Raw genomic sequence first — 25,598 nt, forward strand, 5'->3', positions numbered from 1 at the left:
TCGGTACGGGCCATTTGATGCGCTGCCTGGCTCTGGCCCAAGCCTGGCGGGAGCACGGCGGGGAGGCGGTTTTTGTTACGGCCTGTGACAGTCCCGCTATGAAGCAGCGGCTTTGGAACGAAGGATTTGACGTGGTGGAAATACAGGGCGCGCATCCGGACCCTATGGATGCGGGGACGGTAATGAACGTGCTGGCGGCGCATCCCGGAGCCTGGCTGGTGCTGGACGGTTACCACTTTGATTCCGCCTATCAGCGGCTGGTTAAAGAAAGAGAAACAGGCCGCCGGTTGCTGGCCATTGACGACACGGCTCATCTTGACCGCTATTATGCGGATATCGTTTTAAATCAGAACCTGCATGCCCACAGTCTGCATTATTCCCACGCACCTTACACGCGGTTGCTTTTGGGCACGAGGTATGCGCTGTTGCGCCGGGAGTTTTGGGCCTGGCGTGGTCACCGGAGAGAGGTTCCAGCAGTAGCGAAGAAGGTCCTGGTGACGATGGGCGGCAGCGACCCTGACAATGTCACCCTGAAGGCCATCCAAGCCCTGGTTCGCATCGACATTCCGGATCTGGAAGCGGTGGTGGTCATCGGCCCATCGAACCCGCACCGGGAGGCGTTGCGCCGGGCGGCCGAATCCAGCCCGTTTCCCGTCAGCCTGGCCGAGAATGTTGAAAACATGCCGGAGTTGATGGCGTGGGCCGATATGGCTGTTTCGGCCGGGGGAACCACGGTGTGGGAACTTTTGTTTTTGGGAGTTCCTACACTGGCCTTGCCGATCGCCGACAACCAGCGGGAAATCATGAGCATCTTGACCGAGTGGGGTTTCGTGGATGGTCCGGATCAGGATCCGGACGAAATCGGAGCAGAGGCAAATTGCCCGATTGGCATAAAAATGCAGCGCCTTGCTTTGGACGAGGATAGGCGTACTCTTCTTGCGCGGCGCGGTCGGCAACTGGTCGACGGGCGCGGTGTACTGCGCGTTGCGGAGGTGCTGAGGGGTCAAACGGCAGATAACCGGGTGGCGGCCGGGCATCCTTTTGGAGAAGGGAATCAAGCAGACCGTCGTTTATGAAAGAAAAAGGGAAAGGAAAAGGGAAAGGGAGAGGCAATGAAAGACCGGTACAAGGTCATCATGAACCCAAAATACGGTTATCGGCACCTTGCCCCCTTGCCAACGGCGGAGAAACTAAACGACTTCTATCGTGAACAGTATTATGACCTGGTGGCGGCCGGCGGCCGTGCGCCTGGAGAACAACGGTTGATGCAAGGTGGCGGGGAAAGCAATTCGGAACTGGTATGGCTTTCGAAAACCACGTGGAGCGATATACAAGACACTCTGGAGCAACATCTGAGCCACAAGAAAGAGCGATGGTTGCTGGATGTGGGTTCCGGCCCCGGTTGTTTCGGAAAATATATGCAGGAAGCAGGGTGGCACGTGGTGGGGATTGAGCCGTCCGGAAAGGCGGCGGAAATAGCCCGATCCTCCGGCATTACCGTGTTTAATTCCGTAGAAGAGTGCTTCGGCCGGGTGGAAAGGCGCTTTGATGCCATTGTACTCCTGCAGGTACTGGAGCATATACTTGATCCCGCGGGTCTTATCCAAAGTCTCCGTCGGCTTATGCTTGAACAAAGCATTTTGGTGATTCAAGTTCCTAATGACTTCTCGGCAATTCAAGAATGCGCTTGCGGCAAACTGAACCTGGAACCATGGTGGATTACCGCTCCGGATCATATAAATTACTTTAACTTTGAATCGCTGGTGGGTTTTCTGCGCAAGCTCGACTTCCAAGTAGTGGAGATGTTTGGCGATTTTCCGATGGAGATGTTTTTGTTCTTTGGCGATATTTACGTAGGGAATCCGGATATCGGCAGCCAGGTTCACAAAAAGCGAATGGCCTTTGAGTTGGCATTGCCCTCGGAATTAAGAAGGAATTTGTATCGGTGTTTTGCCGGGAACGGTCTTGGTAGGCGTTGCCTGGTGTTTGCGCAGCCTTTGGGAGATGAGCAATGAATGTATTGATTACAAGCGCCTCGCGCAAAGTGTGGCTGATAAAAGCCTTCCAGCAGGCTTTGGCGGAGGAAGGCGGAGGCCGGGTTGTCGCCGTAGATGCCAGCCCTTTGTCTGCCGCCCTCTATTTTGCCGATAACAGTTATGTTACCCCTCCCGGGTTGGGCGATGATTTTTTGACGGCCATACAAGGGATCTGTCAAAAACACACCGTGAGCCTTCTCATCCCCACCCGGGACGAAGAGTTGCCCTTCTTTGCCCTGCTCCGGCCGACCTTCCGGCGGATGGGCGTGACGGTGATGGTTCCTAACCCGGAGGTGGTCGAAATCTGCCGGGACAAACGTTTATTCATTGCTTTTTGTCTTGAGCATGGGTTTTTGGTTCCCGAAACGTATGCGTCAGCCGGGGAGATCGCTGGGTTTCCGGTCTTTGTCAGGGAGAGGTTTGGCAAGGGGAGCAAACGGGCTTTCCGGGTCGAGGCCGCGCCGGAATTGGCCCACCTGCTGCCACGCCTAAAGGAGCCGATTATCCAGCAGTACATAGAGGCCCCGGAATACACCGTGGATTTGTGCGCCGACTTTTCCGGCCGGGTTCTATCGGTTGTTCCCCGGGAGCGCGTCTCCATCTTCGGAGGAGAGGCGTTTATCGGTAGGACGTGCAAAAACTTTGATATAATGCAAGAAGCCGCACGGCTGGCCCAATCCCTCCATCTTATTGGGCATAACACTATCCAGTGTTTTTGGCATGAAGGGAAGGTCAAGTTCATAGAGGTGAACCCCAGGTACGGAGGGGCCGCCAACTTAGGCTTTGCCGCCGGTGCTTTTACACCGCGCACACTGATACGCCTGGTCCTGGGTAAAGAGGTCAAAACAGTGATCGGCGAGTTTGAAGATGGGTACGTCATGCTTCGCTATACCGAAGACCTTTTCCTCGGTGCGCAAGAGGTAGATCAAGCTGAACGGTTCAATTAGGACCGTGTTCATTGATCCGGTGATTATGGAGGAGGAAAGTCAATGCGCGATATGGTGATCAATGGGCGCGCGATCGGCCCCGGGCACCCTGTGTATATCGTCGCTGAGCTTTCGGCCAACCACAATCAGTCGTTTGACCGGGCTGTCGCCATGGTGCAAGCGGCAAAGGAAGCCGGTGCGGATGCCGTCAAACTACAGACTTACACACCGGACACGATAACAATAAACGTCGATTCGTCTCCGTTTCGCCATTCGCCGGATAGTCTTTGGGCTGGGAAGACACTTTATGATCTCTACGCCGAAGCCTACACGCCCTGGGAATGGCAGCCCAAACTCAAGGAAGCGGCGGAAGAACTGGAACTCGGCTTCTTCTCCACGGCGTTTGACCCAACAGCAGTCGACTTTCTGGAGGCAATGGACGTCCCGGTCCATAAGATCGCCTCCTTTGAGCTGGTGGATATCCCCCTCATAGAAAAGATGGCCCGTACCGGCAAGCCGTTGATTATTTCCACGGGTATGGCCAGCCTGGGAGAGATCGAAGAAGCCGTCCGGGCGGCCCGCGGCGCCGGGGCGGCACAGATCGCGCTGCTCAAGTGCACCAGCGCCTACCCCGCTCCGCCGGAGCAGATGAACCTGCGCACCATCCCACATCTGGCCCGGGCGTTTGGAGTGCCCGCCGGCCTTTCCGACCATACCCTCGGCATCGCCGTACCCGTGGCGGCCGTGGCCCTGGGTGCTTGTATCGTGGAGAAACACTTTACGCTTTCACGGAGCATGCCGGGTCCGGACAGCGCTTTTTCACTGGAGCCGCACGAATTCAAGGCGATGGTGGAGGCGATCCGGGCGGCCCAGAAGGCCCTGGGCGAGGTTCACTACGGCGTGAGCGAACGCGAGGCCGCGAGCAGGGTTTTCCGGCGCTCCCTTTTTGTGGTGGAAGATATGAAGGCCGGAGCGGTGTTCACGGAGGAAAACGTGCGTTCCATCCGGCCGGGACACGGCTTGCATCCGCGCCACTTGCAAGATGTACGGGGGCGCAGGGCCACGCGGGACATTCCCGCCGGCACCCCGCTCGCTTGGAATATGGTGGGGTGGTAGAGAGTTATAAGCTAAAACAACGTCCGTATGCCGGTTATCACCCGCTGGACTTCTTCGTCCGTAATGGCCGGAAAGAGCGGCAGGGTAAGGGTGGCTTCGTAGTAAGCCTCAGCCCGGGGGCAAAGGCCCGGCGGGTAACCGAGGCGTTGGTAGTAGGGGTGGCGGTAGACAGGAATGTAGTGCACTTGGGTGCCGATGCCGTATTGCCGCAACAAGGTGCATACCTCACGGCGCGTTCTGCCGATTGCCTTCCAATCTATCCGCACCACGTAGATGTGGTAGGCCGATTCCCGGTCCGGCTTCCGGGCCGGTGGGCGGATGGCCGGTGCAAGCGCCGAGAAGGCCTGGTCGTAGGTTCGGGCGATTTCCCTCCTTCTTCTCAGGAACCTGTCCAGCTTTTTCAACTGTGATCTGCCCAGGGCGCACTGCAGGTCGCTAAGGCGGTAGTTGTGCCCGAGACACTGCACCTCGTAATACCAGGGCTCCGGATCGGCTCCGGGGTCGAGGTTGAGCAAAAGCGCCGGATCGCGGGCGATGCCGTGCTCTCGGAATGCCCGAAGCCTTTGTCCGAAATCGGTCTTGTTGGTCAACACCGCACCACCTTCGCCGGTGGTGATGTGTTTGACCGGGTGGAAGCTGAAGACGGTCATATCGGACAGGCCGCCTATGGACCCCCCCCGGTATGTGGCCCCCAGAGCGTGGCAGGCGTCTTCAATGACGTGTAGATTGCGGCGCCGGGCGATCTCGCGGATTTCCTCCAGATCGCAGGGCTGCCCCGCGAAATGTACCGGGACGACGGCACGGGTGCGGGTGGTGATCAGGCTCTCGATTTGGGCGGCGTCGATGTTGGCCGTCTCCGGCTCAATATCGGCGAAAACCGGCTTTGCGCCGAGAAAAAGCGCCGCGTTTGCCGTCGCGGCGAAGGTAATGGGAGAGGTGATCACCTCGCTCCCCGGTTGCAGGCCGGCTGCAAAGTACGCCCCATGCAGGGCGGCCGTGCCGCTCGAAAAGACGACGGCGTGTCGGGCGCCACAGAAGGAAGCCAGTGCCTCCTCGAAGTCAACCACCCTTGGTCCCTGGGTCAGCCGGTCCGAGCGCAAAACTTCTACGACGGACCGGATGTCCTCTTCATCGATGGATTGCCGGCCGTACGGAATAAAGCGCATGCCTTCCTCCCCCGAATACAAAGGCCAATTGTTTTAGCTCCGGTCGGCTAGTCCCGGCCGGGTCGGCTACACCGTGCGCTGGCGCACGTGGGCGTTGATCTTCAGGAGTTCCGGCTCCCGGTCCAGGAGCGCCAGCACGTCGCGGATCTCAATGATTTCCCCCGGCCGGTACAGGCGGTCGTAGATGTGCGTGAGCAACCGGTAATCCGCTTCCTCGTCCACGCAAAGACGCCGGCCGGGACGCTGCAAGGCGGCGGGTGCCGGATAACGGGCGCACCGGAACTGTTCCGGGTGCCGGTAAATATACAGCGTGACGTGCTCGCGGGCCGGGGTGCCTTGCGCCAGGCGGTGGGCCCGGTCCAATGCCTCGCGGGTGAAGATTTCGGTGTCCAGCCCCCGGGGCAAACCGTCGGCCACCCCGGCGCCCACGTAGTCAAAATGGTGGGCGCGGAAATACTGCACCACCCCGTCGACCGTATCCGGATCGATCAAGGGACAATCCCCGGTCACGCGCACCACCAAGTCGGCCCGCACCATTTCCGCCGCCTCGGCATACCTGGCCAGCACGTCTTGTTCGCTGCCGGCGTACCACGCCACGCCGGCCTGTTCGGCTAGGTCGATTACGGGTCGGTCCTGCGGCGAGGCGGTGGTGGCAATCACAATTGCATCCAGGGTCCCGGCCGATCGCAAGCGCTCAATTATGCGGGACAACATCGGTCGTCCGGCAAGGGGTTTTAGTACCTTTCCCGGAAAACGCGTGGAACCGGTACGGGCCTGGACGATGCCCACCGTATGCAAGGCTGCACACCTCCCCGGTCATCCATACGGTATTGTAACATAAAAACGCCGGCTCGTTGCGGTTCGCGTTTCCGCCGGCCAAACCATACATAAATCCTCAATCCGGCAAGGTTTCCTGGAAAACATGGCCGTCCGCCCCGCCGGACGGCGCGACCCGCAGCCGCGGAAAACGAACAGACGGTCCCATAGTTTCGTGCCGCCACATCCCATTTGCATCTTGCTTGTCATTCTTTAGGCCGATACGCGCCTTCCCCACGCCCGGCATAGATCGGAAAAAAATTTTGTTTACTTGTCAGATTTTATATCATTCATGGGGAAGGAATTCGGGAGAAATCGTCAAATCAAACAAGTAACGCCAAGGGAAAGATGTACCAGTTTGGAGAAAAAGTGCCACTAACTGCATATACCCTGATAGGGCAAACCGGTACGCAAGTCCGGGACGCAAAGCTACGGGTCCTGAAGTTCCATTGGAACAGGACGGCTGAGCCGCTGGGGTTTACTTTAGCGGAGCCGCCCGATGGGGCGGTTTTTATGCGGTGGTGGATGTATGGGAGTCTTGTCCGGGCGTATGTCGAAAGTTAGGGAATCTGAGCAAAGGGGGACTGGAGATGATCGGCAAGGATCCGGTGATGTCTTTGCTGGCACGGGCACTGGACGGAGAGGCGCTCAGGCAGCGGGTGATCGCGCACAACATCGCCAATCTCAATACCCCCGGTTTCAAGCACTCCCGGGTCGATTTCCAGTCGTTTATGCAGGCGGCCCTCGACGGTTCCGCCGGCCGGCTGAAACAGACCGATCCCCGCCACCTCGCGGGGCGGGCCGGTGACGTGGCCGGGCCGGGCGTGGAGATTGTCCGGGGGACTTCCCAGCGGGCGGACGGCAACAACGTCGATCTGGACCGGGAAATGGTGGAGTTGGTGGACAACGCCTTCGGGTACCGGGCGGTCAGCCAGTTCTGGTCCGGCAAGCACGGCATTTATGCCCACGTTATCAGGGGCGGGAGGTAGGTAGAGCGTGAGCTTTTTCAAGAGTTTTGCGATCAGCGGTTCGGGCTTGACGGCCGAGCGCCTGCGGCTGGACCTGATCAGCAACAACATCGCCAACGTGCACACCACCCGGACCCGGGAAGGCGGTCCCTACCGGCGTGAGGTGCCGGTTTTCGCCCAGCATCTCGAACGGGTCCGGGAAGGGGACAGCCCCCCTGGGGTCCAAAGGGGACAGTCCCCCTTGTTCGCCGTGTCCCCCTTTTTCACCGGCGCCGGCGTGCGCGTGACGGCCGTGGTCAAGGACCCGAGCCCGCTCCGGATGGTGCATGAACCCGAACACCCGGACGCCGACGCGGCTGGATTCGTGCGGTACCCGAACGTGGACCTGAACCGGGAATTCGTGGACCTGATGGGCGCGAGCCGGGCGTACGAGGCCAACGCCGCGGCGTTCGACGCCGCGAAGCAGATGGTGCAGCGCGCCCTGGAACTGGGCCGCGGTTAGGTTACGGTTAGGTTAGGGGGGAAGGCGCGTGATCAAGGAAACCGTCCTGCAGCCCCTGTTTCCCGCCCTGAGCCCTGAGAAGCGGACCGCGGGCTCCGGGGGGGATTTCGGGCGGCTGTTGAACGAGGCGGTGAACCGGCTGAACGAGAGCCAGGTCCGGGCGGACACCGCCGTACGGCAGTTCCTGGCCGGGGAAGTGCAGGACGTGCACCAGGTGATTATCGCCCTGCGCGAGGCGGAACTGACTATGCAGCTTGCTGTGGAGGTGCGCAACAAGGTCCTGGAAGCTTACCAGGAGATAAACCGCACGCCGCTGTAACCCGGGCGGTGCGGTTTTCCGGGGCTAAAGCCCCCGACGGCCGGACACGTTTGACGGTTGCGGGGAGAAAGTCGGCGTCTTGGGCCTGATCATTACCCGGTAGAGTGTGTGCGCTGCTCTTTTGGGGGCGGCGGCCGCCGAGCCCTGGAGGTAGCTGGATGGAAAGTCAGGTCGTGGTGGCCAGGATGAACGAACGGTGGCAAGCCTTGAGCATCACCCACAAGGTTGCGCTCGTTCTGCTGGTCCTGGGGTCCTTGCTGGCTCTTTACTATCTGGGACAGTTTGTCCGGCAGATGAACTACGCTACTCTCTTCGCCCGGTTGGAACCCCGGGAGGCCGGGGCGATCGTGGAACAGCTCGACGGGATGCGTATCCCCTACATCCTGAGCGACGGGGGTACCACCATCCGGGTTCCCCGCGCCCACGTGGACCAGGCCCGGATTCACCTGGCGACCTCCGGGGCCCTCGGGGCGGACGGCGCCGGCTGGGAACTCTTCGACCGCACCAAACTGGGCATCACCGAATTCGAACAGCAAATCAACTACCAACGGGCCCTCCAGGAGGAGCTGCGCCGTACCATCGTCCAGTTGGACGAGGTGGAAGCGGCCCGGGTGCACCTGGTGTTGCCTGAAAAGAGTGTGTTCGCCACCGAGAAAGCCCCCCCGACGGCGTCCGTGGCCGTAAAGCTCCGTCCCGGCGCGGACCTGAACCAGAGCCAGGTCCGGGGGGTGGTGGCGTTGATCTCCGGCAGCGTGGAGGGGCTGACGCCGGAAAACGTGCACCTTGTCGACATGCGGGGCCGGCTTTTGAACCCGGACGGGCGTCAGGACCCGGTTTCGGGTCTGGCGCTCACCCACCAGGAAATCAAGCGCAACTACGAGCGCGAACTGGAAATGCGGCTCCAGAACATGCTCCAGCGGATCGTGGGCCCCGACCGGGTGGTGGCCATGATCTCCGCGGATTTGGACTTTTCCCAGCAGCAATCGGTGTCCACCGTGCCCTACGGGGAAGCGCAGATGGTGAGCGAGCAGACGGTGCGGGAAGAGAGCGAGGGTACCGGCGCCGGGGGCGGCGTGCCCGGAACCGACGCCAACCTGCCCCCCCCCGCCTACCCCTTGGCCGGTGGCGGGACAGAGAGCCAATCGTACGCACGCGAGGAGCGGACGGCGAATTACCAGGTGGGCACGCTGCAGCGGACGGTGTCCCAGCCGCCGGGAGAGGTTCGGCGCCTGTCCACCTCGGTGGTGGTGGACGGGGAGTTGAACGCCGCCCAAACCGAACAAATCCAGGACGTGATCACCGCCGCTTTGGGCTTCAACCCGGAACGGGGGGACCAGATCCTGGTGGCGCCGATGGCTTTTGACACCACCTACCAGGAACAGCTCGAAGCAGATTTGCAGAAGGCCGAGGCGTCGGCGGCGGAACGGGAGCGCCAACAGCTTATCTACTACGCGGCGCTGGCCGGGGGCGCGCTGCTCCTGCTTCTGATCCTGATTATCACCGGCGTGGTGGTAGGCCGGCGTCTCGGGCGGACTCCGCGCCCACGCCTGCAGCCTGAGGTGGAGGAACTCGCCCCCCTGTCGGTGGCGTCCGCGGAACCAGTGGCCCGATTAAGCGACAGGCAGCGGGGCGCCCGGGAGTTGGCCAAGCAAAAACCGGAAGAAGTGGCGCAGATCATCAAGGTTTGGCTGAGCGAGAAATAGGGGGCGGGAGTAGTGACGACCAAACCGGGACTGAAAAAAGCGGCCATCTTCCTGATCTCGCTCGGGTCGGACCTGTCGGCGCGGGTTTTAAAGCACGACTTCTTCGACGAAGAGATTGAAGAAATCTCCTTTATGGTCAACCAGATGGAGCGGGTGCCGCCCGAGGTCCGGGACACGGTCCTCGATGAATTCGCTCAGCTCTACGAGGCCCGGCAGTACCTGATCCAGGGCGGGCCGAAATATTGCCGGGAGATGCTGGATAAGGCGGTCGGCCGGGAACGGGCCGAAGTCATCTTCAAGAGGCTTACCGCCACCCAAAAGACCATTCCTTTCTACTCGCTGCGGAAAACCGACCCCAAACACATGTTGAATTTCATTCGGGACGAGCACCCGCAGACCATCGCCATGATCTTGTCCTACCTGGAGCCGTCCCAGTCCAGTATCATCCTGGGAGCCCTGCCGCCCGAGGAGCGCAGTGAGGTGGCCCGGCGGATTGCGACGATGGAGCGGGCCTCCCCCGAGGTGGTCCAAGACGTCGAGCGGGTCCTCGAGCGCAAGCTTTCCATTGTGATGACCGAAGAGGTGATGGACGTCGGCGGGGTGCAAGCACTGGTGCGCATGCTGAACATGGCCGACCGCTCGACCGAGAAATCGATTTTGGAGGAACTGGAGCGCGACGACCCCCGGCTGGCGGAAGAGATCCGCCAGCAGATGTTCGTCTTCGAGGACATCGTAAAACTGGACGACGTGTCCACGCAGCGGATTCTGCGGGAGGTCAACAACAAGGACCTGGCGCTGGCGCTCCGCGGGGCGAACGACGAAGTGCGGCAAAAGATCTACAAGAACCAGTCCCAGCGCGCTTCCCAGATGCTGCGGGAGGAAATCGAGTATATGGGTCCGGTGCGCCTGAAGGAAGTGGAAGAGGCCCAGCAGCGGATCGTGAAGGTAATCCGCGCCTTGGAGGAGACCGGAGAGGTGGTGGTCTCGCGTGGCGGCGAAGACGCCCTCGTTGTCTAGCCCGGGGGGTGCCGCCGGGCGGGTTCTTAAAAGCGCGGCCGTGGGAGACCAACAGCCGTTCCAGCTGATGCTGAAGGGAACGGGCGGTGGGTCGCCGGACGAGCTCATGAGCGGATCCGAGCCGGAGAAGGTGCTGCAACTGGCCCGGATTGAAGCGGACGAAATCAAGAAACGAGCCTACGACGAAGGGTGGCGGGAGGGCTACCAGGAAGGGCTGGAGCAGGCGCGGAAGGAGGCGGTCCAGGTCCGGGAGGCCGCCCGCGGCGTGTTGCGGGAGGCGGAGGCACTGCGGCGGCATACCCTTGAGGAACTCGCCGTGGAGGTCCGAACCCTGGCGGTGGCGATCGCCGAGAAACTGGTCGCCGGGCAGTTGGAACTCGGCCCGGAGACCATCGCCGCCGTGGCCCGGGAGACCCTGGACGCAGTCCGGGAGCGCGAAAGCGTGGTCTTATACGTTCATCCCGCCCACGTCGGCGCGCTGCTGGATGCGGTGCCGGTGCTCAAAACGCTCCTGCCCGAGGGGGCATCGCTCCGGATCATCGGCGACGCCGGCCTGGAGCGGGGCGGTTGCCTGGTGGAAACGGAGCAGGGTCTGGTGGACGCCACCACGGAAGTGCGCTGGCGCGAGGTGTTGAAAGGGTTGAAAGTGGTGCCGGGCACTTGTCTTATTAACTACCCTGAAAATCCCTCTCCCTCTGGGAGAGGGTCAGGGTGAGGGGTATTTTCATCCTTCCGATGGTGCCGCTAGAGCGGCATGGTTGTCTTATAGGAGAAGGCAGCCCTCCTTAAGATTTCGCAGTCAGGTGCCAGGCATTTTAGGAGGAAGATTCCGTGGGCAGTGAGTCGCCGGCAAAGAACCTCGGCCTGGACTTCGAGGCCTGGCGTGCGCGGGTGAAAGCGGTGCGGCCGTTCCGCTTTCTCGGCCGGGTGACCAAGGTGGTCGGCCTGACGGTGGAAGTGGAGGGCCTGAACACTTTCATCGGCGAGATCTGCGCGGTGTACGTCCCCGGGGAGACACACCCGGTCCAGGGGGAGGTGGTCGGTTTTCGGGGCGGAACCTCCCTGCTTATGCCGCTGGGGGAATTGCGCGGCATCAGGTCGGGCTGCCGGGTGGAGCCGCTCGGCCGGACGCTCACGGTCCGGGTGGGGGTGCATCTGCTTGGGCAAGTGGTGAACGGTCTCGGGCAGCTGCTGACGAACGGCGGCCGCCATCAGAAAGGGGACATCGGAAAGGGGACATCAGAAAGGGGACAGTCCCCCTGGGGGCCGGATGCGGTTGAAGAGTATCCAGTACACAACGCGCCGCCCGACTGCTTAAGCCGCCGGCGCATCGACCGCCCGCTGGAGACGGGCGTGCGGGCGATTGACGGTTTCCTGACCTGCGGGCGTGGTCAGCGCCTGGGGCTTTTCTCGGGGAGCGGCGTGGGCAAGAGCGTACTTTTGGGGATGCTCTGCCGGTACTGCAGCGCCGACGTTAACGTGGTGGCCCTGGTGGGCGAGCGGGGCCGTGAGGTCAAGGATTTCATCGAGCGCGACCTGGGGCCGGAGAGCCTGGCCCGCTCGGTAATCGTGGTGGCCACCTCCGACCAGCCGGCGCTCATCCGGCTGCGGGCGGCGATGGTGGCCACGGCGATTGCCGAGTACTTCCGGGACCAGGGCAAAGACGTTTTGTTCCTGATGGACTCGGTCACCCGATTTGCCCTGGCGCAGCGGGAGGTGGGCCTGGCGGTGGGAGAGCCGCCGACCACCCGGGGGTACACCCCCTCGGTGTTCGCCCTGCTCCCCAAGCTTCTGGAGCGTACCGGGACAAGCGCGGCGGGTTCGATCACCGGCTTTTACGCCGTGCTCGTGGAGGGAGACGATTTGCAGGAGCCGGTGGCGGATGCCGTGCGGAGCATCCTGGACGGCCACATAGTTTTGGACCGGGAGTTGGCGGCGAAGAACCATTACCCGGCCATCGACGTGCTGCAGAGCGTAAGCCGGCTGATGCCCGACATCGCGGGTCCGGAACACCAGCGTCACGCGGCGAAGCTCCGGCGTCTGCTGGCCGCCTTCAAACAGGCGGAAGACCTGGTGAACATCGGGGCGTACGTCTCCGGTTCAAACCCACTGGTGGACGAGGCCCTGACCAAATACGGGCCGATCACGGAGTTCTTGCAGCAGGACCATGGGGACTTCAGCGGTTTTGCCGAGTCCCTGGCCCGCCTGCAATACCTTGCGGTGGAGGCGGGTGCCGGTGGTGTCTAAGTTTGTTTTCCGGCTCGCTCCGGTGCTGGAAGTCCGCACGCGGAAAGAAGAACTGGCCCAGCAGGATCTGGCTTTCGCCGCCATGTGCAGGCGGGCCTGCGAGGACCGGCTGGCCGAAACCCGGCGCCTGCTGGCCCAAACCCTGGAGCAGGACGCTCCAGCCGGCTTTGACCTGACCACGGGTCTTTTCCTGGACTGCTACCGCGAGCACTTGGACAGGCGTGGTGCGGAGGAGGTTCGGGCCTTGGCCCGGCGGCAAGAGGAGGTGGAAGAACAGCGCACCCGCGTGGTGGAAGCCAGGCGGGACCGGGCGGTCCTGGAGCGGCTCAAGGAAAAGCAGTACGCGCATTTCCGCGCCCGGGAGGCCGCCCGGGAGACCAAGGAACTGGATGACACGGGCACCCGGTCTTTCCAGTACAACCAGACAAAGAAGAAGGGAGGTGAATAGATGGAGTTGACGGTGACTGAAATCCCCGGAGAAGGGTGTCCGGTAGCCCCGCCAGGCCGATCCGGACCCGGCGGCGGCGGCGGCACCCCGCCGGCGGCCGATTTCACGGCCTGCCTGCGGTCCGCGCGGCAGCGCATTCCGGGAGCCGGCAAGCCTCCGGAAGAAGTGCCGGCCTTGGGGGTTGTACCTGCCTCCGTGACCCTGGCGGAAGCCGTTTCCGGAAACGGCGGTAAAACGGGCGGCACTTTTCCGGCCGGTGCCCAAACCGACCCCGGTACCCACTTGCCCGGACCGGCAGGGAAAGCGCAAGCGCCGGCCGGCCCGGAGAATGCGCGGGCCCTACCGGTCACGGGCAGCATTCCCCTAAGTGGTGGTGCGGCGCTCGCTCCGAGGCCCGCGGCGGCCGCTTGGGGTGCGTCCGGCGGTCCCGGCCATAGCGCAGCGGCGGGCCTGCCGCACGTTATTCAGGATTTTGGACCACCGGCATCAGCCCCGCCCGGAATCGCGGAGCCTGCGGCAGACGTTTTCACCCGCCTCGATCCCGGTCAGGGAAGGGGCGTTCCGCAGGCGGCCGTTGGATTTGCCGAACCGGAACCGCAAGTTTTGGGCGGGCCCGGGGCTGAACCGGCGGCCCGGGAGGCGCAAACGCCTGGTCAAGCTACGGCCCAAAACCGCCCCAGCGGAGTTCCGGCCGGTTTGGATCCGGCACCCGGCGCGGACCGGTCCGCATCGGGCGCGGCACTCTTGACTGACCGGGATTCCCGGGGGCACGTGCAGTCCGCTGAAGTAAGAGCCGAGCTGGTGTTGGAAAGAGCCGCGCCGGTCCCAGTCCGGCCGGCCCACTCGTGGGTGTCCCGCGCGGTTGACGGCCCGCAATCACCTCCGACCGACCCGGCCCGGCCCGACCCACTGACGTGGGTGCCCCGCGCTGGAGAGGCGGCTTCCGGCCGGACGCCTGAGACGGTGCGTCCGGCGGTACCGGTACCGGAAGAGGGAACGGCGCCCTTTTCCGCCCACCAGCAGTTGCCCGGCCCGTCTCAGGCCCGTTCGGCGGCGGCCGTCTCCGTTGCGGAGGTGCCCCGCGTCCCGGTACAGTCCGCCACCGCCGACGTCCGGGAAGCCGCCGGAGCACCCACCGGTTTCGAACGGCAGGTTCCGGCGCCCAAAGGGGGTCAGGTACAGGGAATTCCGGATGGTCTACCGCCGGGGTTGCGCCCCGCGGTCCTTGACCCTTACCCGGTGGCGCGGCAGCTTGCCGAGGCGGTGGTGCACCACGTCCGGCAGTTGCAGGTCCAAGCCGGGCAGGCGGTCCGGGTGAGCATCGCGCTCGAACCCCCGGAACTCGGGCGGGTGACCATGAAGTTGACCTTCAGCCGTCAGGGGCTGGAGGCGCTGTTCTACACCCCGGACCGGGCAGTCAAGGCGGTGATTGAGCAGGCGCTGCCCCACTTGCGGGAGGCGCTCGCCCGCCAGGAGATCAATGTTGGGAACGCAGGCGTGTTCCTGGGCCACGAGGAGGCTCACGACCAAGCGCCGCGGTTCTTCCGCGGTCCATGGCTCTCACCGGGGACTCCGGGGGAGGTGGCCGGTGAGCAACCCAGCGGCGCCAAGCAGTCGGAATCGAGGTCAAACGGTGTGAATTACCTGGTTTAGGAAGGAGGTTATGAAACAGTGCCGGTACAGGGAGTAGGCAGCGAATACGCACCGCCCGCGAAAACGACGGCTCCCCGGGCATCGGGCGGTTTGTTCGACCAGGAAACTTTCCTGAAGCTCCTGGTGGCGCAGTTCAAAAACCCGAGCCCGTTCTCGCCGCCCGACACCGACAAGGTGATGGAGCAGGCGGTACAGTTCGGGATGCTTGAGCGCCTGGTCAAAGTGGAGGAGGCGCTTCGGGAAATGAGCCGGGCGGCGTATCTGGCCCAGGCCGCGGAGATCGTGGGCCGGGAAGTGGTTGTCCTGGCCGATAACCGGCGGATATCGGGAACGGTGGAACGGGTGCTCTTGAACGAGTTCGGCGCCCGGGTGGTGCTTGGAGCGGAGAGTTACGACATCGGCCAGGTTGTGGAGGTCGGATAGTGATGGTCGGTAAGATCGGCAAAGTACCGGCGCCGTCCGTGCCCGCGCCACCGAGCACCGCCGCTTATGAGCGGTTCGGGGTGCCGAGAAGCGGCGAACCCGGCTTCGGCGAGTTGCTGCAGCGGGAAATCAGGCAGGATGAACTGAAGTTCTCCGCGCACGCCCAGCGGCGGCTGGCCGAGCGGCAGATCAGCCTTGGGCCGCACGACCTAAAAAAAATCAACCAGGCCGCTTTCCTGGCCGAGGCGAAGGGGTCCCGCCGGTCGCTGTTGATTTACGGTGATCTGGCCCTGGTGACCAGCATCGCCAACCGGACGGTGGTCACGGCCGTCAACGGTGAGGCGGCGGCGAACAGCGTGTTTACCGACATCGACAGCGCGGTGATCGTGAAGTAGGCAGCCGGTCCTTCCGGAGGCTGCGGGTTGCCGAACGACGGAAGCAACCCACGACTAAATAATAAAGGGAGGACATCTTAAATGATCAGATCGTTGAGTGCGGGCGTTTCGGGCCTGCGCAACCACCAGATCCGCATGGACGTCATCGCCAACAATATCGCCAACGTGAACGCCACGGCCTTCAAGATGGGCCGGGTGAACTTTCAGGAGGTCTTGAGCCAAAACATCCGCGGCAACTCAGCGTCCAACATCGGCGTGGACTCGGTCAACCCGGCCCAGATCGGCTTGGGGATGACGGTGCAGTCCATCGACATGCTGTTCGGCCAGGGTTCGCCCACCACCACCAACCGGGTGCTGGACATCATGATCGATGGCAATGGCTTTTTCCGCCTCGGAAGATGGGGCGGGACCAGCATCATCGAGTACAGCTACACCCGCGACGGCTCGTTCTATGTGAACAACGAGGGTTACCTGGTAAACGCGGCCGGGCTGCATGTGCTGGGTGTGGGTGAGGCGAGCCGGCTGAATCCAACTGACATTGCGAACGTGAATGCCGGAACTTATACTGTGCCCGCAGGTCCCGGGGAGCGGATCCGGATTTTTGACCCTGCGGCCGCTCCCGGAGGGCCATTGCCCAACAGCCTGACCACCCTGCGCATCGACCCGAACGGCTTGGTATATATCAACGGGCAAATGGACCGGGCCGCCCTGATCCTGGTTGACAACTACAGCAATCCGGAAAACCTCTCCCGCCTGGGGGGCAATCTGTACGAGGTGCCCCTGACCGGCACTCCCCCCGTTCCCTACAACCAGGGTTGGGGTGTGCCCGGCGGCACGGGCGGCCAGGGTAAATTGCTTTCCGGGGCCCTGGAGATGTCGAACGTGGACCTGTCCACCGAGTTCGCCAACATGATCACCACCCAGCGCGGCTTCCAGGCCAATGCGCGGGTAATCACCGTTTCGGACGAGATGCTGCAAGAGCTGATCAACCTGAAGCGATAACGAAGAGAGAGCGGGGGATGTTGAAGTAATGGCTGCAGGCCGGGAACCGAACACGGCACCAAACGCCGCCGCCCCGAAAAAGAAGAAGAGGAGCAAGTTCCTGCTGGTGGTGCTGGTTTTGTTGGTGGCCGCCGCCGGGGCGGCCGCTTTCAACTTCTTTAAGCCCGGCGGGGCGGAGACGGGACAGAAGGCGGAAAAACCGGCGGTTACCAAGACGATGGATTTCGGCAACCTGGTGGTAAACTTGGCGGATCCGCCCGGCGGCCGGTACTTCCGGATGGCGCTCACGCTGGAGTACGTTGATCCCGGGACCCTGGAGGAGGAACTCAAGGAAAAGGAACACCGGATCCGGGACGGGTTGGTGTTCCTCTTGCGGCAGAAAAGCAGCTCCGACCTGAGGGATCGGGAGGCGCCGGAGACCATTCGGGAGGAAATCCGCCGCGAGATCAACCGGCATCTGGAGAAAGGCGAAATCAAGGAAGTCTATTTCACGGAGTTTCTGGTCCAGTAGGACTCGAGGATAAGGGACGGGTGACACGGGGGTTGATGCACGAGGGCAAAAAAGGGAAAAAAGGGGGACAGTCCCCCTTTTTGGGGAACTTGTTTCAAAGTAAAAAGGGGGACTGTCCCCCTTTATCGGGGCAGGTGAGTGAGCGTTGATGAATGAGGAAGAAATCAGGCGGTTTTTGTCCGGCCTGGAGCAGGAACCGGGTCCCACCGTAAAAAAGGTGCAGTTCCCCCGGTTTGAGCGGGCCGGCAAGGCCGGGATCCCCGGGTCAAGGTTTTCCTTGGAGTACCTGGACGACGTTCAAGTGAACGTATCCGCGGAGCTGGGAAGAATGACCTTGACCGTCGGGGAATTCCTGCGGCTGCACGAGGGCTCGGTTGTCGGCTTGGACCGGGCGGCGGGCGAAACCATCGACGTGATGGTCAACGGTGTGAAGGTGGCCCGGGGCGAGGTGCTGGTCATCAACGACTCCTTCGTGGTCCGGGTGCATTCCATTACCCAACCGCAGGCGCCCGGCGCGGAGAAACAGCCGTGAGCGAAGGCACTCTGGCCTTCCTGAGGCTGGCGGTCGCCCTGCCGCTGGTACTTCTGCTGTGCGTGGTGCTCTTGAAGTACCTGGTGCCGCGAATGCTGTCCGGTATGGCCGGCGCGCGTCGGATGCGGGTGGTGGAGCAGTTGTCGCTCGGTCCGAAGACCGGGATGAGCCTGGTCCGGGTGGGGGGGCGATACTACCTGCTGGCCTACCACGAGGGTGCGGTGACGGTGGTGAAGGAGATGGACGAGCTGCCGGAGGTCTTTCAGACGGAAACACCGGACGAAGGGGACGGCAAAGGGGACAGTCCCCCTAAGGGGCAAAGGGGACAGTCCCCCTGGAGGGGCAAAGGGGACAGTCCCCCTGGCGGGTCCCGTGGCGGGGACAGTCCGGGCACCGCCGCCCGTGAGCCGGGCACCGCCGCCCCGGCGGTCGGGGCCCAAAAGGGACTGTCCCCCTTGGGATGGCGCGCGCTCTACGGGAGATTTGCCCGGTTCCGCGCGGGGCGCGGTCGATGAGGCGGACCGCGTTCATCGTCGCGGCCGCCGCCGGACTGGCGGCTTACGCCGGTGCCCTGTGGGCCTCCGGGGGACTGTCCCCCTCGGTCGCCTGGGCTCAAGCCCCCTTGCCCATCCCGGACATCGACCTGACCATCGGCGAACCCGAATCGCCGGCCGAACTGGTATCCAGCGTCCGGCTCCTGATCTTTCTCACTGTAATATCGCTTCTCCCGGCCTTCCTGGTGATGGTGACCTCCTTCACCCGGATCGTGGTGGTGCTCGCGTTCCTGCGCATCGCCATCGGCATCCCCCAGGCGCCGCCGGGATCGGTGTTGATCGGTCTGGCCCTGTTCCTGACGGTATTCATTATGGCGCCGGTTTACGCGCAGGTTAACGAGCAGGCGATTGAACCGTTTCTCCGGGAGGAGATCGACCAGGCGGAGGCCCAGGAAAGGGCGGCGGGGCCGTTGCGGGACTTCATGCTCCGGCACACCCGGGAGAAGGACCTGGACCTTTTCGTGCGCCTGGCCGAAATCGAAAACCCGGTTCCCAATGAACTGCCGATTACGGTGGTCATCCCGGCCTTCATCATCAGCGAGCTGAAGACGGCGTTCACCATGGGTTTTATGTTGTACCTGCCGTTTTTGATCATTGACATGGTGGTGGCCAGCATTCTGCTCTCCATGGGCATGTTCATGCTGCCGCCGGTAATGATCTCCCTGCCGTTCAAACTCCTTTTGTTTGTGCTGGTGGACGGCTGGTACCTGGTGGTCCAGTCCTTGGTGGAGAGCTTCTTCTGAGTGGAGGGAGCGTGACCAAAGCCGATGTCCGACACCCTGGCGGTGGAACTGGTCCAAAAAGCGCTGATGATGATCCTGCTGCTGACGGCGCCGCCCCTGCTGGTGAGCCTCTTGGTCGGGTTGGTAATCAGTATCCTGCAGGCGGCCACCCAGGTCCAGGACCAGATGATCACCTTCGTGCCGCGGATGATAGCGGTGTTCCTGGCGCTCTTGCTCCTGGCGTCGTGGTACGTGAAGATGCTCACCGACTACACCGCGGACCTCTTCGGACGCATGTCCGGGGTTTGAGGCCGGTATGGAGCAATTGGTGGACCTCGGGCAGATGGTTACTTTTCTGCTGGTGTTTACCCGGCTCGCGGCGTTCATCGCCGTCTGCCCGGTGTTCGCGATACGGGGGGTCCCGCCGGCGGTGAAAGCGGGCCTGGCTTTCGTGCTTGCGCTGGCGTTGTTGCCGGCCGCGCAGGCGCAGGCGGCGCCGCCGCCGCTGGACAGCTTCCTGGGGTTTGCCCTGGCGCTGGCCAAAGAGGCGGCGGTCGGGCTGGGACTGGGGATTTTTACCGGCCTGGTGTTCCAAGGGTTCCTGCTGGCCGGGCAGTACATCGGGTTCCAGATCGGCTTCGCCATGGCCGAGATGATGAATCCGGGCACGGAAGGGGAGCGGGCGCTCGTCTCCCGGTTGATGTGGCTTTTTGCCCTGGTGTTCTTCGTGTCCATCGACGGGCACCACCTGCTCATCGCCGGGCTGGCCCAGAGCTTTGAACTGGTGCCTCTGGGCGCCGCTCTCCCCCAGATGAAGACCACCCTGTTCATGGCCAAGACCTACGGAGGACTGTACCTGATCGCCCTGACCGTCGCCGCGCCGGTGATGGCGGTGCTTTTAGCGACCGATGCCATCCTGGGGCTGATGGTCCGGATGGTGCCCCAGATCAACGTGTTCATGCTCGGTTTCCCGGTAAAAATCCTCGCCGGCCTGTTCGCGCTGATGGTGGCCGTCCCGGTGATCGGCTGGGTCATGACCCGGGCGTTCGGGCGGATGACCGAGGACCTGTTGGTATTGATGAAGCTTTTGGGGAGCGGCTGAGATGGCGGAGGGGCGAGAATCGGGGCAGCTGAAAACGGAACAACCCACGCCGCGCAGGCTCCAGGAGGCCCGGCGCAAAGGCCAGGTGGCCAAGAGCAGGGACCTCACCGGGGCGGTGAGCCTGGCCGCGATTCTCCTGCTGTTCCTCGTGGGGCTGGAAGGGTTTATCATCAGCCTGCAACGGTTGTTCTCGGTGTACCTGCAAAATTTCACCGGTTACAGCCCGACGGCCGAAAACACGAGCTACTTCGTGCTGCTGTCGCTGACCTTGTTTTCGGGGGTGATCCTGCCCGTGGTGGCCGTCGCGTTTTTCGTCACGGTACTCGTTAGTTTTGCCCAGGTAGGTTTCGTCTTCGCCCCAAGCGTGCTGGCGGTGAAACTCGAGCGGCTGAACCCGGTGCAGGGATTCAAGCGGATCTTCAGCGGCCAAGGCCTGTTCGAGTCCGCGAAGGCGACGCTGATCATCTTCCTGGTCGGCACCATTTGTTTTTGGGTACTGTACGCCCGCGTCGGGGATTTGCTCATCCTTTCCGCCATGAGTCCCGGACAAGGGCTGTACCTGTTGCACAACGTGCTGCTCGCGGTGGCGGCCGCGGCGGCCGGCGCCTACCTCCTGATCGCGGTGCTGGACCTGGTGTACCAGCGGCACACGCACCACAAGAGCCTGATGATGACCCGGTCCGAGGTCCGCGACGAGTACCGCCAGACGGAGGGCGACCCGCACCTGAAGAGCTGGCTCCGGAAGCGGCAGCGGGAGATTTCCTTGAACCGGATCAAGGACGAGGTGCCGCGCGCGACCGTGGTGGTCACCAACCCGATCCACGTGGCGGTGGTCCTGCGCTACAAGGAGGGGGAAATGAGCGCGCCGCAGGTGACAGCCAAGGGCGCGGGGTACCTGGCGGAGCGGATCAAGGAACTGGCCGCGGAGCACCGGGTGCCGGTGGTGGAAAACCGGGAGCTGGCCCAGTACCTTTACCGGCGGACGGCGGTGGGCGAGAGCGTCCCGGTGGCCGTTTACCAGGCGGTGGCCGAGATCCTGGCCATGATCTACCGCCTGAAATGGAAGTCGGAAGTCGGAAGTCGGAAGTCGGAATTCAGGAGACAGGAGACAGAATTTAGAATCCAGAATTCAGAATCCAGAAGCTAGGAGTCAGAATTTGGGGGACGGGGGACCCGGGACAGGAAAAGGGGCGGGAGACCGGGACCGGCGGCTGACGACCGGAGAGGGGAGGGCGGGCCATGGCGGCGGTGGTGGAACGGCAGCCCTGGATCAAACGGTACACGGACATAATTGTTGCGGGCCTGATTGTCGGCATCGTACTCCTGATCATCATCCCCCTGCCGCCGGCCGCCCTGGACTTCTTCTTGGTCATCAGCCTCGTGCTCGGGATGGTCATCCTTTTAATTACGCTCTTTGTGACCGACGCCCTGGAGTTCTCGGTATTTCCCACGTTGCTTCTGGTGGTCACCCTTTACCGTTTGGCGCTGAACATCTCCTCCACCCGGCTCATCCTGAGCGAGGCGGAGGCCGGCCAGGTGATCGCCGCTTTCGGCGAGTTCGTGGTCGGCGGGAGTTATATCGTGGGGTTCATTGTGTTTCTGATTATCACCCTGGTCCAGTTCGTGGTCATCACGAACGGGTCCGGCCGGGTGGCCGAGGTGGCCGCCCGGTTCACCCTGGACGCCATGCCCGGGAAGCAGATGGCGGTCGACTCCGATTTCAACGCCGGGCTGATCACCGAGCAGGAGGCCCGGGAGCGGCGCCGGCGGCTGCAGCGGGAGTCGGACTTCTACGGGGCGATGGACGGCGCCACCAAGTTCGTGCGCGGGGACGCCATCGCCGGGCTGGTGATTGTGTTCATCAACATCGTCGGGGGGCTGGTGATCGGCATTACGGTAATGCAGATGGACGCGCAGCAGGCGCTGACCACCTTCACCATCCTGACCATCGGCGACGGCCTGGTCACCCAGATTCCGGCCATACTGGTATCCACCGCCACCGGCATCCTGGTGACCAGGGCCGCTTCGGACACGGGCTTCGGGGACGACCTTTCCCGGCAGTTCTTGAGTTTTCCGCGGGTGCTGGTGGTGGTTGCGGGTGTGCTGGTGGTGATGGGCCTTATTCCGGCCATGCCGAACCTCTTGTTGCTGGGGATGGGCTCGGCTCTTGGTTTTCTGGCTTACAACCTGAACCGGGAGGAACGCCGCCGCGAGGCGGCGACCGCCCGGGAGGCGGCCGCCAAGGAAGTGCGCGAGCAAAAACGCGAGCCGGAAAACGTGCTCGCCTATTTCCAGGTCGACCCGCTGGAAGTGGAGATCGGATACAACCTGATCCCGCTGGCCAGCGAGGAACAGGGCGGCGACCTTTTGCACCGGGTGGCCGGTGTGCGGCGGACAAGCGCCCAGGAACTCGGCGTTTACGTCCGCCCGATCCGGATCAGGGACAATTTGCAGTTGAAGCCGAACAGCTACGTCTTTAAAATGCGCGGCGCGGAAGCGGCGGAGGGCGCGCTGGAACCCGGGCGTTATCTGGCGATGGACCCGGCGGGGGACCGGACCGTACGCGGTATTCCCACCCGGGAACCGACCTTTGGGCTGCCGGCCTGGTGGATCACGCCCGAGAACCGGGAAGCCGCCGAAATCGACGGGTTCACCGTGGTCGACCCGGCCACCGTCCTGGCGACGCACCTTTCCGAGTTCATCAAGCGGCACGGGCATGAATTGCTGGGGCGGCAGGAGGTCCAGGAACTTTTAAACGTGGTCAAGGAGAAGAACCCGGCGGTGGTCGAGGAACTGGTTCCCGGCCTCCTGTCGCTGGGTGAGGTGCAGAAGGTGCTGCAAAATTTACTGAAAGAACGCGTCCCGATCCGCGACCTGGTTTCCGTCCTCGAGGCGCTGGCCGACTGCGCCCGGCAGGACCGGGACGAGGACACGCTGACCGAAGCGGCGCGCAAGGCGCTGTCCCGCACCATCTCCCGCCTGCACGCCGGGGAGGGCGGGAAAATCCGGGTGATCACCCTGCACCCGCGGCTTGAACAGCGGCTGATCGACGCCGTGCAGCCGACGGCGCTCGGCGCCTTCCCGGTCCTGGAACCGGGGGTTGCCCAAAGGTTCATTCAGAGCCTGGGGGCCGCGGTGGAAAGGGCGCAGGGCAAGGGGCATGTCGCGGCCCTGCTCTGCTCCAGCCGGGTGCGGCTGCCGCTCCGGCGCCTGACCGAGCGACATTTCCCGCACCTGTCCATCCTGGCGCTGCAGGAGATCGCGCCGCAGATTGACGTGGAGGCGACTGCGACGGTGACCTTGGATGAGGATTAAGCGCTACCTGGCGCAAGACATGAGCGAGGCGATGGGACTGATCAAGGCGGATCTCGGCCCGGAGGCGGTGATCATCTCCAGCCGGAAGGTGCGGTCCAAGGGGTTTTTTGGCTTTTTCCGCCCCCGGCGCCTGGAAGTGACCGCCGCCCTGGACGAAAAGGGGACCGTCCCCCCGGGAAAGGGGACAGTCCCCCCGGGGCCCAAGGGGGACAGTCCCCCTTGGCCGGAACCGGTGGCCGCGGCGGCGCCCGCCGTGACCGGGGGCGGCAGGCCGCCTGTTGAGGCCATTGGGGTGCGGGGCTTGCACGCCGTACCGCTTCCCGAGCTGCACCGCGAACTGACCGAAATCAAGGACATGTTGGCCCGTTTCGCGCCGGATGCGAAAGAAGGCTACCCGGGGGTACCCGGGGGTACCAGCCTTAGCGGGTCGGCGGGTCGGCGGGTCGAGGACGACGCCGAGGCTTTTTACGGAGAGTGGCAGCGGCTCCTTGAGGAAGTGGAGATCCTGCCGGATGTTGCGGCTCACCTGATTACCGAATTACGCCGCCAGGTCGATCCGCTTGCGATCCAACGGAACGACCTGGCCCGGATCTGCCTTCAGAACGAGATTGTGCGGCTGGTGGAACCGGCCTACGCGCAGGCGGCCCAGAAGCGGGTCATGGCCTTCGTCGGGCCCACGGGCGTAGGCAAGACGACGACCCTGGCCAAAATGGCGGCCCAGTACACCCTGTTTCATGGTAAAAGCTGCGCGATTATCACCATCGATACGTACCGAATCGGGGCCGTCGAGCAGTTGAACATCTACGCCGAGATAATGGGGGTGCCCCTGGAAATCGCCATGTCTCCCCAGGATTTTGCAAAGGCGGTTCAAAGGCACCGGAACAAAGAGTTCATTTTCGTGGATACGGCCGGTCGGCCGACGCGGAACAGCGAAAAAGTGGCCGAACTGCACTCGTACTTCGCCGCCCTGGAAGATCCGGCCGACGTAATCCTGGTCTTGAGTTCGAACACCAAGCACCGCGACTTGCTGCGGGCGGTACGGCACTTCGGAAAGATGAATTATTCAAAGCTGATCTTCACCAAGGTTGACGAAACCGACACGCTGGGGTGCATTTTCAATATGATCTGCCATACCGGATTGCCGGTGGTCCAGATCACCGACGGTCAGAACGTTCCGGACGACATCCAGAACATGTATCCGAAAAAACTGGCCAAGCTCCTCACGAAGGGTGTGGAACTCGGTGCATGACCAGGCACAGAATCTCCGTTCCCTCGCCCACGGGATCATCCGGCCCCGCTTTCAGCCCGATCCCGCCTCGACGCGGGTGATTGCGGTCACCAGCGGCAAGGGCGGTGTGGGCAAGACCAACCTGACGGTGAACCTGGGGCTCGCCCTGGCCCGGACCTCCAGGCGCGTGTTCCTGCTGGACGCCGACCTGGGCCTGGCGAACATCGACGTGCTCCTGGGCCTGACCCCCATCCATACCCTGTACGACGTATTGTACGGGGTCAAGAGGCTGGAGGATATCGTGGTGACCGGGCCGTTCGACGTACAGGTCATCCCCGGAGGAGCGGGGATCCAGGAACTGGCGAACCTGGACAGCGCGCAGCGGGAGCGGCTGATCAACATGTTGTCGTACCTGCGCACGGCCGACTTCCTGCTGATCGACACGGGGGCGGGCATCTCCCGCAACGTTTTGGGTTTTGTGGCGGCTGCCCGGGAGGTGGTCCTCGTGGTCACCCCGGAGCCCACCTCCCTGACCGACGCCTACAGTCTGATCAAGATCCTGGCCCGGCACAAGGTGCACAGCGAAATCAGCCTGGTGGTGAACCGGGCCGGCAGCGAGCACGAGGCCGAGCAGGCGGCGGCGAAAATGCGGTTGGTATGCGGCGAGTTCCTGAAGTTCACCGTACGTCACATCGGCTCGATCGGTGAGGACCCGGCGGTGATTCGGGCGGTGAAGAACCAGGAGCCGTTCATCACGGCGGCGCCCAACTCGGTGGCGGCACGGGATGTGCAGAACCTGGCCCGGTATTATTTGGACGGGCAGATCCGGCCGCCGGCCGGTGCGGTGGACAGCTTTATCAGCCGGCTGTTCCGGCTGTTCAGGTAAGAAAACGAGGT

The 25,598-nt window shown here is 63.0% G+C and carries 28 protein-coding genes and 1 riboswitch; of the genes, 26 read left to right on the forward strand and 2 right to left on the reverse strand.

Features of this window, described 5'->3' with window-relative positions:
- Window positions 1-17 precede the first annotated feature (17 nt).
- The 4 genes from pseG to pseI are packed head-to-tail and all read left to right on the forward strand — an operon-like array spanning window position 18 to window position 4,078.
- On the forward strand, window positions 18-1,076 hold the full coding sequence (gene pseG / locus AB1402_03695) for a UDP-2,4-diacetamido-2,4,6-trideoxy-beta-L-altropyranose hydrolase (GenBank protein MEW6540706.1): 1,059 nt from the start codon (window positions 18-20) through the stop codon (window positions 1,074-1,076).
- Window positions 1,077-1,112: 36 nt separating this feature from the next.
- Window positions 1,113-2,015, forward strand: coding sequence for a class I SAM-dependent methyltransferase (locus tag AB1402_03700; GenBank protein MEW6540707.1), 903 nt, complete (start codon window positions 1,113-1,115; stop codon window positions 2,013-2,015).
- Window positions 2,012-2,983, forward strand: a complete 972-nt coding sequence (locus AB1402_03705; protein MEW6540708.1) for an ATP-grasp domain-containing protein — start codon at window positions 2,012-2,014, stop codon at window positions 2,981-2,983. Before AB1402_03700 ends, AB1402_03705 begins: the two co-directional genes overlap by 4 nt.
- A gap of 42 nt (window positions 2,984-3,025) precedes the next feature.
- A complete protein-coding gene (gene pseI, locus AB1402_03710) occupies window positions 3,026-4,078 on the forward strand; it encodes a pseudaminic acid synthase (GenBank protein MEW6540709.1) in 1,053 nt (350 codons plus the stop codon).
- Between the two features lie 11 nt (window positions 4,079-4,089).
- On the opposite strand, the gene pseC is transcribed toward pseI, so the two are convergent.
- Together pseC and AB1402_03720 are read right to left on the reverse strand one after the other, a co-directional pair.
- Window positions 4,090-5,244: a UDP-4-amino-4,6-dideoxy-N-acetyl-beta-L-altrosamine transaminase gene (pseC, locus tag AB1402_03715; protein MEW6540710.1), complete on the reverse strand. Its 1,155-nt coding sequence runs from the start codon at window positions 5,242-5,244 to the stop codon at window positions 4,090-4,092.
- 66 nt (window positions 5,245-5,310) lie between these two features.
- Window positions 5,311-6,033 (reverse strand): glycosyltransferase family protein, encoded by a 723-nt coding sequence (locus AB1402_03720; GenBank protein ID MEW6540711.1) that lies wholly within the window; start codon window positions 6,031-6,033, stop codon window positions 5,311-5,313.
- 414 nt (window positions 6,034-6,447) lie between these two features.
- Window positions 6,448-6,536, forward strand: a riboswitch (cyclic di-GMP riboswitch).
- 114 nt (window positions 6,537-6,650) lie between these two features.
- On the opposite strand from AB1402_03720, the gene flgB reads away from it, so the two are divergent.
- From flgB to AB1402_03830, 22 genes are all read left to right on the forward strand, one after another.
- Entirely contained in the window at window positions 6,651-7,049 is a 399-nt protein-coding gene (flgB, locus tag AB1402_03725; protein ID MEW6540712.1) for a flagellar basal body rod protein FlgB, read from the forward strand.
- A gap of 7 nt (window positions 7,050-7,056) precedes the next feature.
- Window positions 7,057-7,530: a flagellar basal body rod protein FlgC gene (gene flgC / locus AB1402_03730; protein ID MEW6540713.1), complete on the forward strand. Its 474-nt coding sequence runs from the start codon at window positions 7,057-7,059 to the stop codon at window positions 7,528-7,530.
- 28 nt (window positions 7,531-7,558) lie between these two features.
- Entirely contained in the window at window positions 7,559-7,849 is a 291-nt protein-coding gene (gene fliE, locus AB1402_03735; GenBank protein ID MEW6540714.1) for a flagellar hook-basal body complex protein FliE, read from the forward strand.
- Between the two features lie 158 nt (window positions 7,850-8,007).
- Window positions 8,008-9,552: a flagellar basal-body MS-ring/collar protein FliF gene (gene fliF / locus AB1402_03740; GenBank protein MEW6540715.1), complete on the forward strand. Its 1,545-nt coding sequence runs from the start codon at window positions 8,008-8,010 to the stop codon at window positions 9,550-9,552.
- A 12-nt stretch (window positions 9,553-9,564) separates the two neighbouring features.
- Window positions 9,565-10,569 carry a flagellar motor switch protein FliG gene (fliG, locus tag AB1402_03745; GenBank protein ID MEW6540716.1) on the forward strand — a complete coding sequence of 335 codons (1,005 nt, stop codon included), beginning with the start codon at window positions 9,565-9,567 and terminating at the stop codon, window positions 10,567-10,569.
- Window positions 10,541-11,284 carry a FliH/SctL family protein gene (locus AB1402_03750; protein MEW6540717.1) on the forward strand — a complete coding sequence of 248 codons (744 nt, stop codon included), beginning with the start codon at window positions 10,541-10,543 and terminating at the stop codon, window positions 11,282-11,284. The genes fliG and AB1402_03750 overlap by 29 nt, the downstream gene beginning before the upstream one ends.
- 149 nt (window positions 11,285-11,433) lie before the next feature.
- Complete coding sequence (locus AB1402_03755) at window positions 11,434-12,816, forward strand: FliI/YscN family ATPase (GenBank protein MEW6540718.1); 1,383 nt, start codon at window positions 11,434-11,436, stop codon at window positions 12,814-12,816.
- Window positions 12,809-13,264, forward strand: a complete 456-nt coding sequence (fliJ, locus tag AB1402_03760) for a flagellar export protein FliJ (GenBank protein MEW6540719.1) — start codon at window positions 12,809-12,811, stop codon at window positions 13,262-13,264. The genes AB1402_03755 and fliJ overlap by 8 nt, the downstream gene beginning before the upstream one ends.
- Window positions 13,265-14,917: a flagellar hook-length control protein FliK gene (locus tag AB1402_03765; protein ID MEW6540720.1), complete on the forward strand. Its 1,653-nt coding sequence runs from the start codon at window positions 13,265-13,267 to the stop codon at window positions 14,915-14,917. It begins immediately after the preceding gene.
- A gap of 18 nt (window positions 14,918-14,935) precedes the next feature.
- On the forward strand, window positions 14,936-15,340 hold the full coding sequence (locus AB1402_03770) for a flagellar hook capping FlgD N-terminal domain-containing protein (protein MEW6540721.1): 405 nt from the start codon (window positions 14,936-14,938) through the stop codon (window positions 15,338-15,340).
- A 2-nt stretch (window positions 15,341-15,342) separates the two neighbouring features.
- Window positions 15,343-15,735, forward strand: coding sequence for a TIGR02530 family flagellar biosynthesis protein (locus AB1402_03775; GenBank protein MEW6540722.1), 393 nt, complete (start codon window positions 15,343-15,345; stop codon window positions 15,733-15,735).
- A gap of 81 nt (window positions 15,736-15,816) precedes the next feature.
- Complete coding sequence (locus AB1402_03780) at window positions 15,817-16,737, forward strand: flagellar hook-basal body complex protein (GenBank protein MEW6540723.1); 921 nt, start codon at window positions 15,817-15,819, stop codon at window positions 16,735-16,737.
- A gap of 28 nt (window positions 16,738-16,765) precedes the next feature.
- The gene (locus tag AB1402_03785; GenBank protein ID MEW6540724.1) at window positions 16,766-17,248 is read left to right on the forward strand and encodes a flagellar basal body-associated FliL family protein; all 483 of its coding nucleotides are present in this window, start codon (window positions 16,766-16,768) and stop codon (window positions 17,246-17,248) included.
- 148 nt (window positions 17,249-17,396) lie between these two features.
- Window positions 17,397-17,780, forward strand: a complete 384-nt coding sequence (gene fliN / locus AB1402_03790) for a flagellar motor switch protein FliN (GenBank protein MEW6540725.1) — start codon at window positions 17,397-17,399, stop codon at window positions 17,778-17,780.
- A complete protein-coding gene (locus AB1402_03795; GenBank protein MEW6540726.1) occupies window positions 17,777-18,295 on the forward strand; it encodes a flagellar biosynthetic protein FliO in 519 nt (172 codons plus the stop codon). The genes fliN and AB1402_03795 overlap by 4 nt, the downstream gene beginning before the upstream one ends.
- A complete protein-coding gene (fliP, locus tag AB1402_03800; GenBank protein MEW6540727.1) occupies window positions 18,292-19,077 on the forward strand; it encodes a flagellar type III secretion system pore protein FliP in 786 nt (261 codons plus the stop codon). The genes AB1402_03795 and fliP overlap by 4 nt, the downstream gene beginning before the upstream one ends.
- 24 nt (window positions 19,078-19,101) lie before the next feature.
- Window positions 19,102-19,365: a flagellar biosynthesis protein FliQ gene (fliQ, locus tag AB1402_03805; protein ID MEW6540728.1), complete on the forward strand. Its 264-nt coding sequence runs from the start codon at window positions 19,102-19,104 to the stop codon at window positions 19,363-19,365.
- Window positions 19,366-19,372: 7 nt separating this feature from the next.
- Window positions 19,373-20,158 carry a flagellar biosynthetic protein FliR gene (gene fliR, locus AB1402_03810; GenBank protein MEW6540729.1) on the forward strand — a complete coding sequence of 262 codons (786 nt, stop codon included), beginning with the start codon at window positions 19,373-19,375 and terminating at the stop codon, window positions 20,156-20,158.
- Window position 20,159: 1 nt separating this feature from the next.
- Entirely contained in the window at window positions 20,160-21,305 is a 1,146-nt protein-coding gene (gene flhB / locus AB1402_03815) for a flagellar biosynthesis protein FlhB (protein MEW6540730.1), read from the forward strand.
- A 92-nt stretch (window positions 21,306-21,397) separates the two neighbouring features.
- On the forward strand, window positions 21,398-23,473 hold the full coding sequence (gene flhA, locus AB1402_03820) for a flagellar biosynthesis protein FlhA (protein ID MEW6540731.1): 2,076 nt from the start codon (window positions 21,398-21,400) through the stop codon (window positions 23,471-23,473).
- A complete protein-coding gene (flhF, locus tag AB1402_03825) occupies window positions 23,463-24,722 on the forward strand; it encodes a flagellar biosynthesis protein FlhF (protein ID MEW6540732.1) in 1,260 nt (419 codons plus the stop codon). Before flhA ends, flhF begins: the two co-directional genes overlap by 11 nt.
- The gene (locus tag AB1402_03830; protein ID MEW6540733.1) at window positions 24,715-25,587 is read left to right on the forward strand and encodes a MinD/ParA family protein; all 873 of its coding nucleotides are present in this window, start codon (window positions 24,715-24,717) and stop codon (window positions 25,585-25,587) included. Before flhF ends, AB1402_03830 begins: the two co-directional genes overlap by 8 nt.
- Window positions 25,588-25,598: the final 11 nt, after the last annotated feature.

It is taken from the genome of Bacillota bacterium (genome assembly GCA_040757205.1).
GTDB lineage: Bacteria > Bacillota > Desulfotomaculia > Desulfotomaculales > Desulforudaceae > Desulforudis.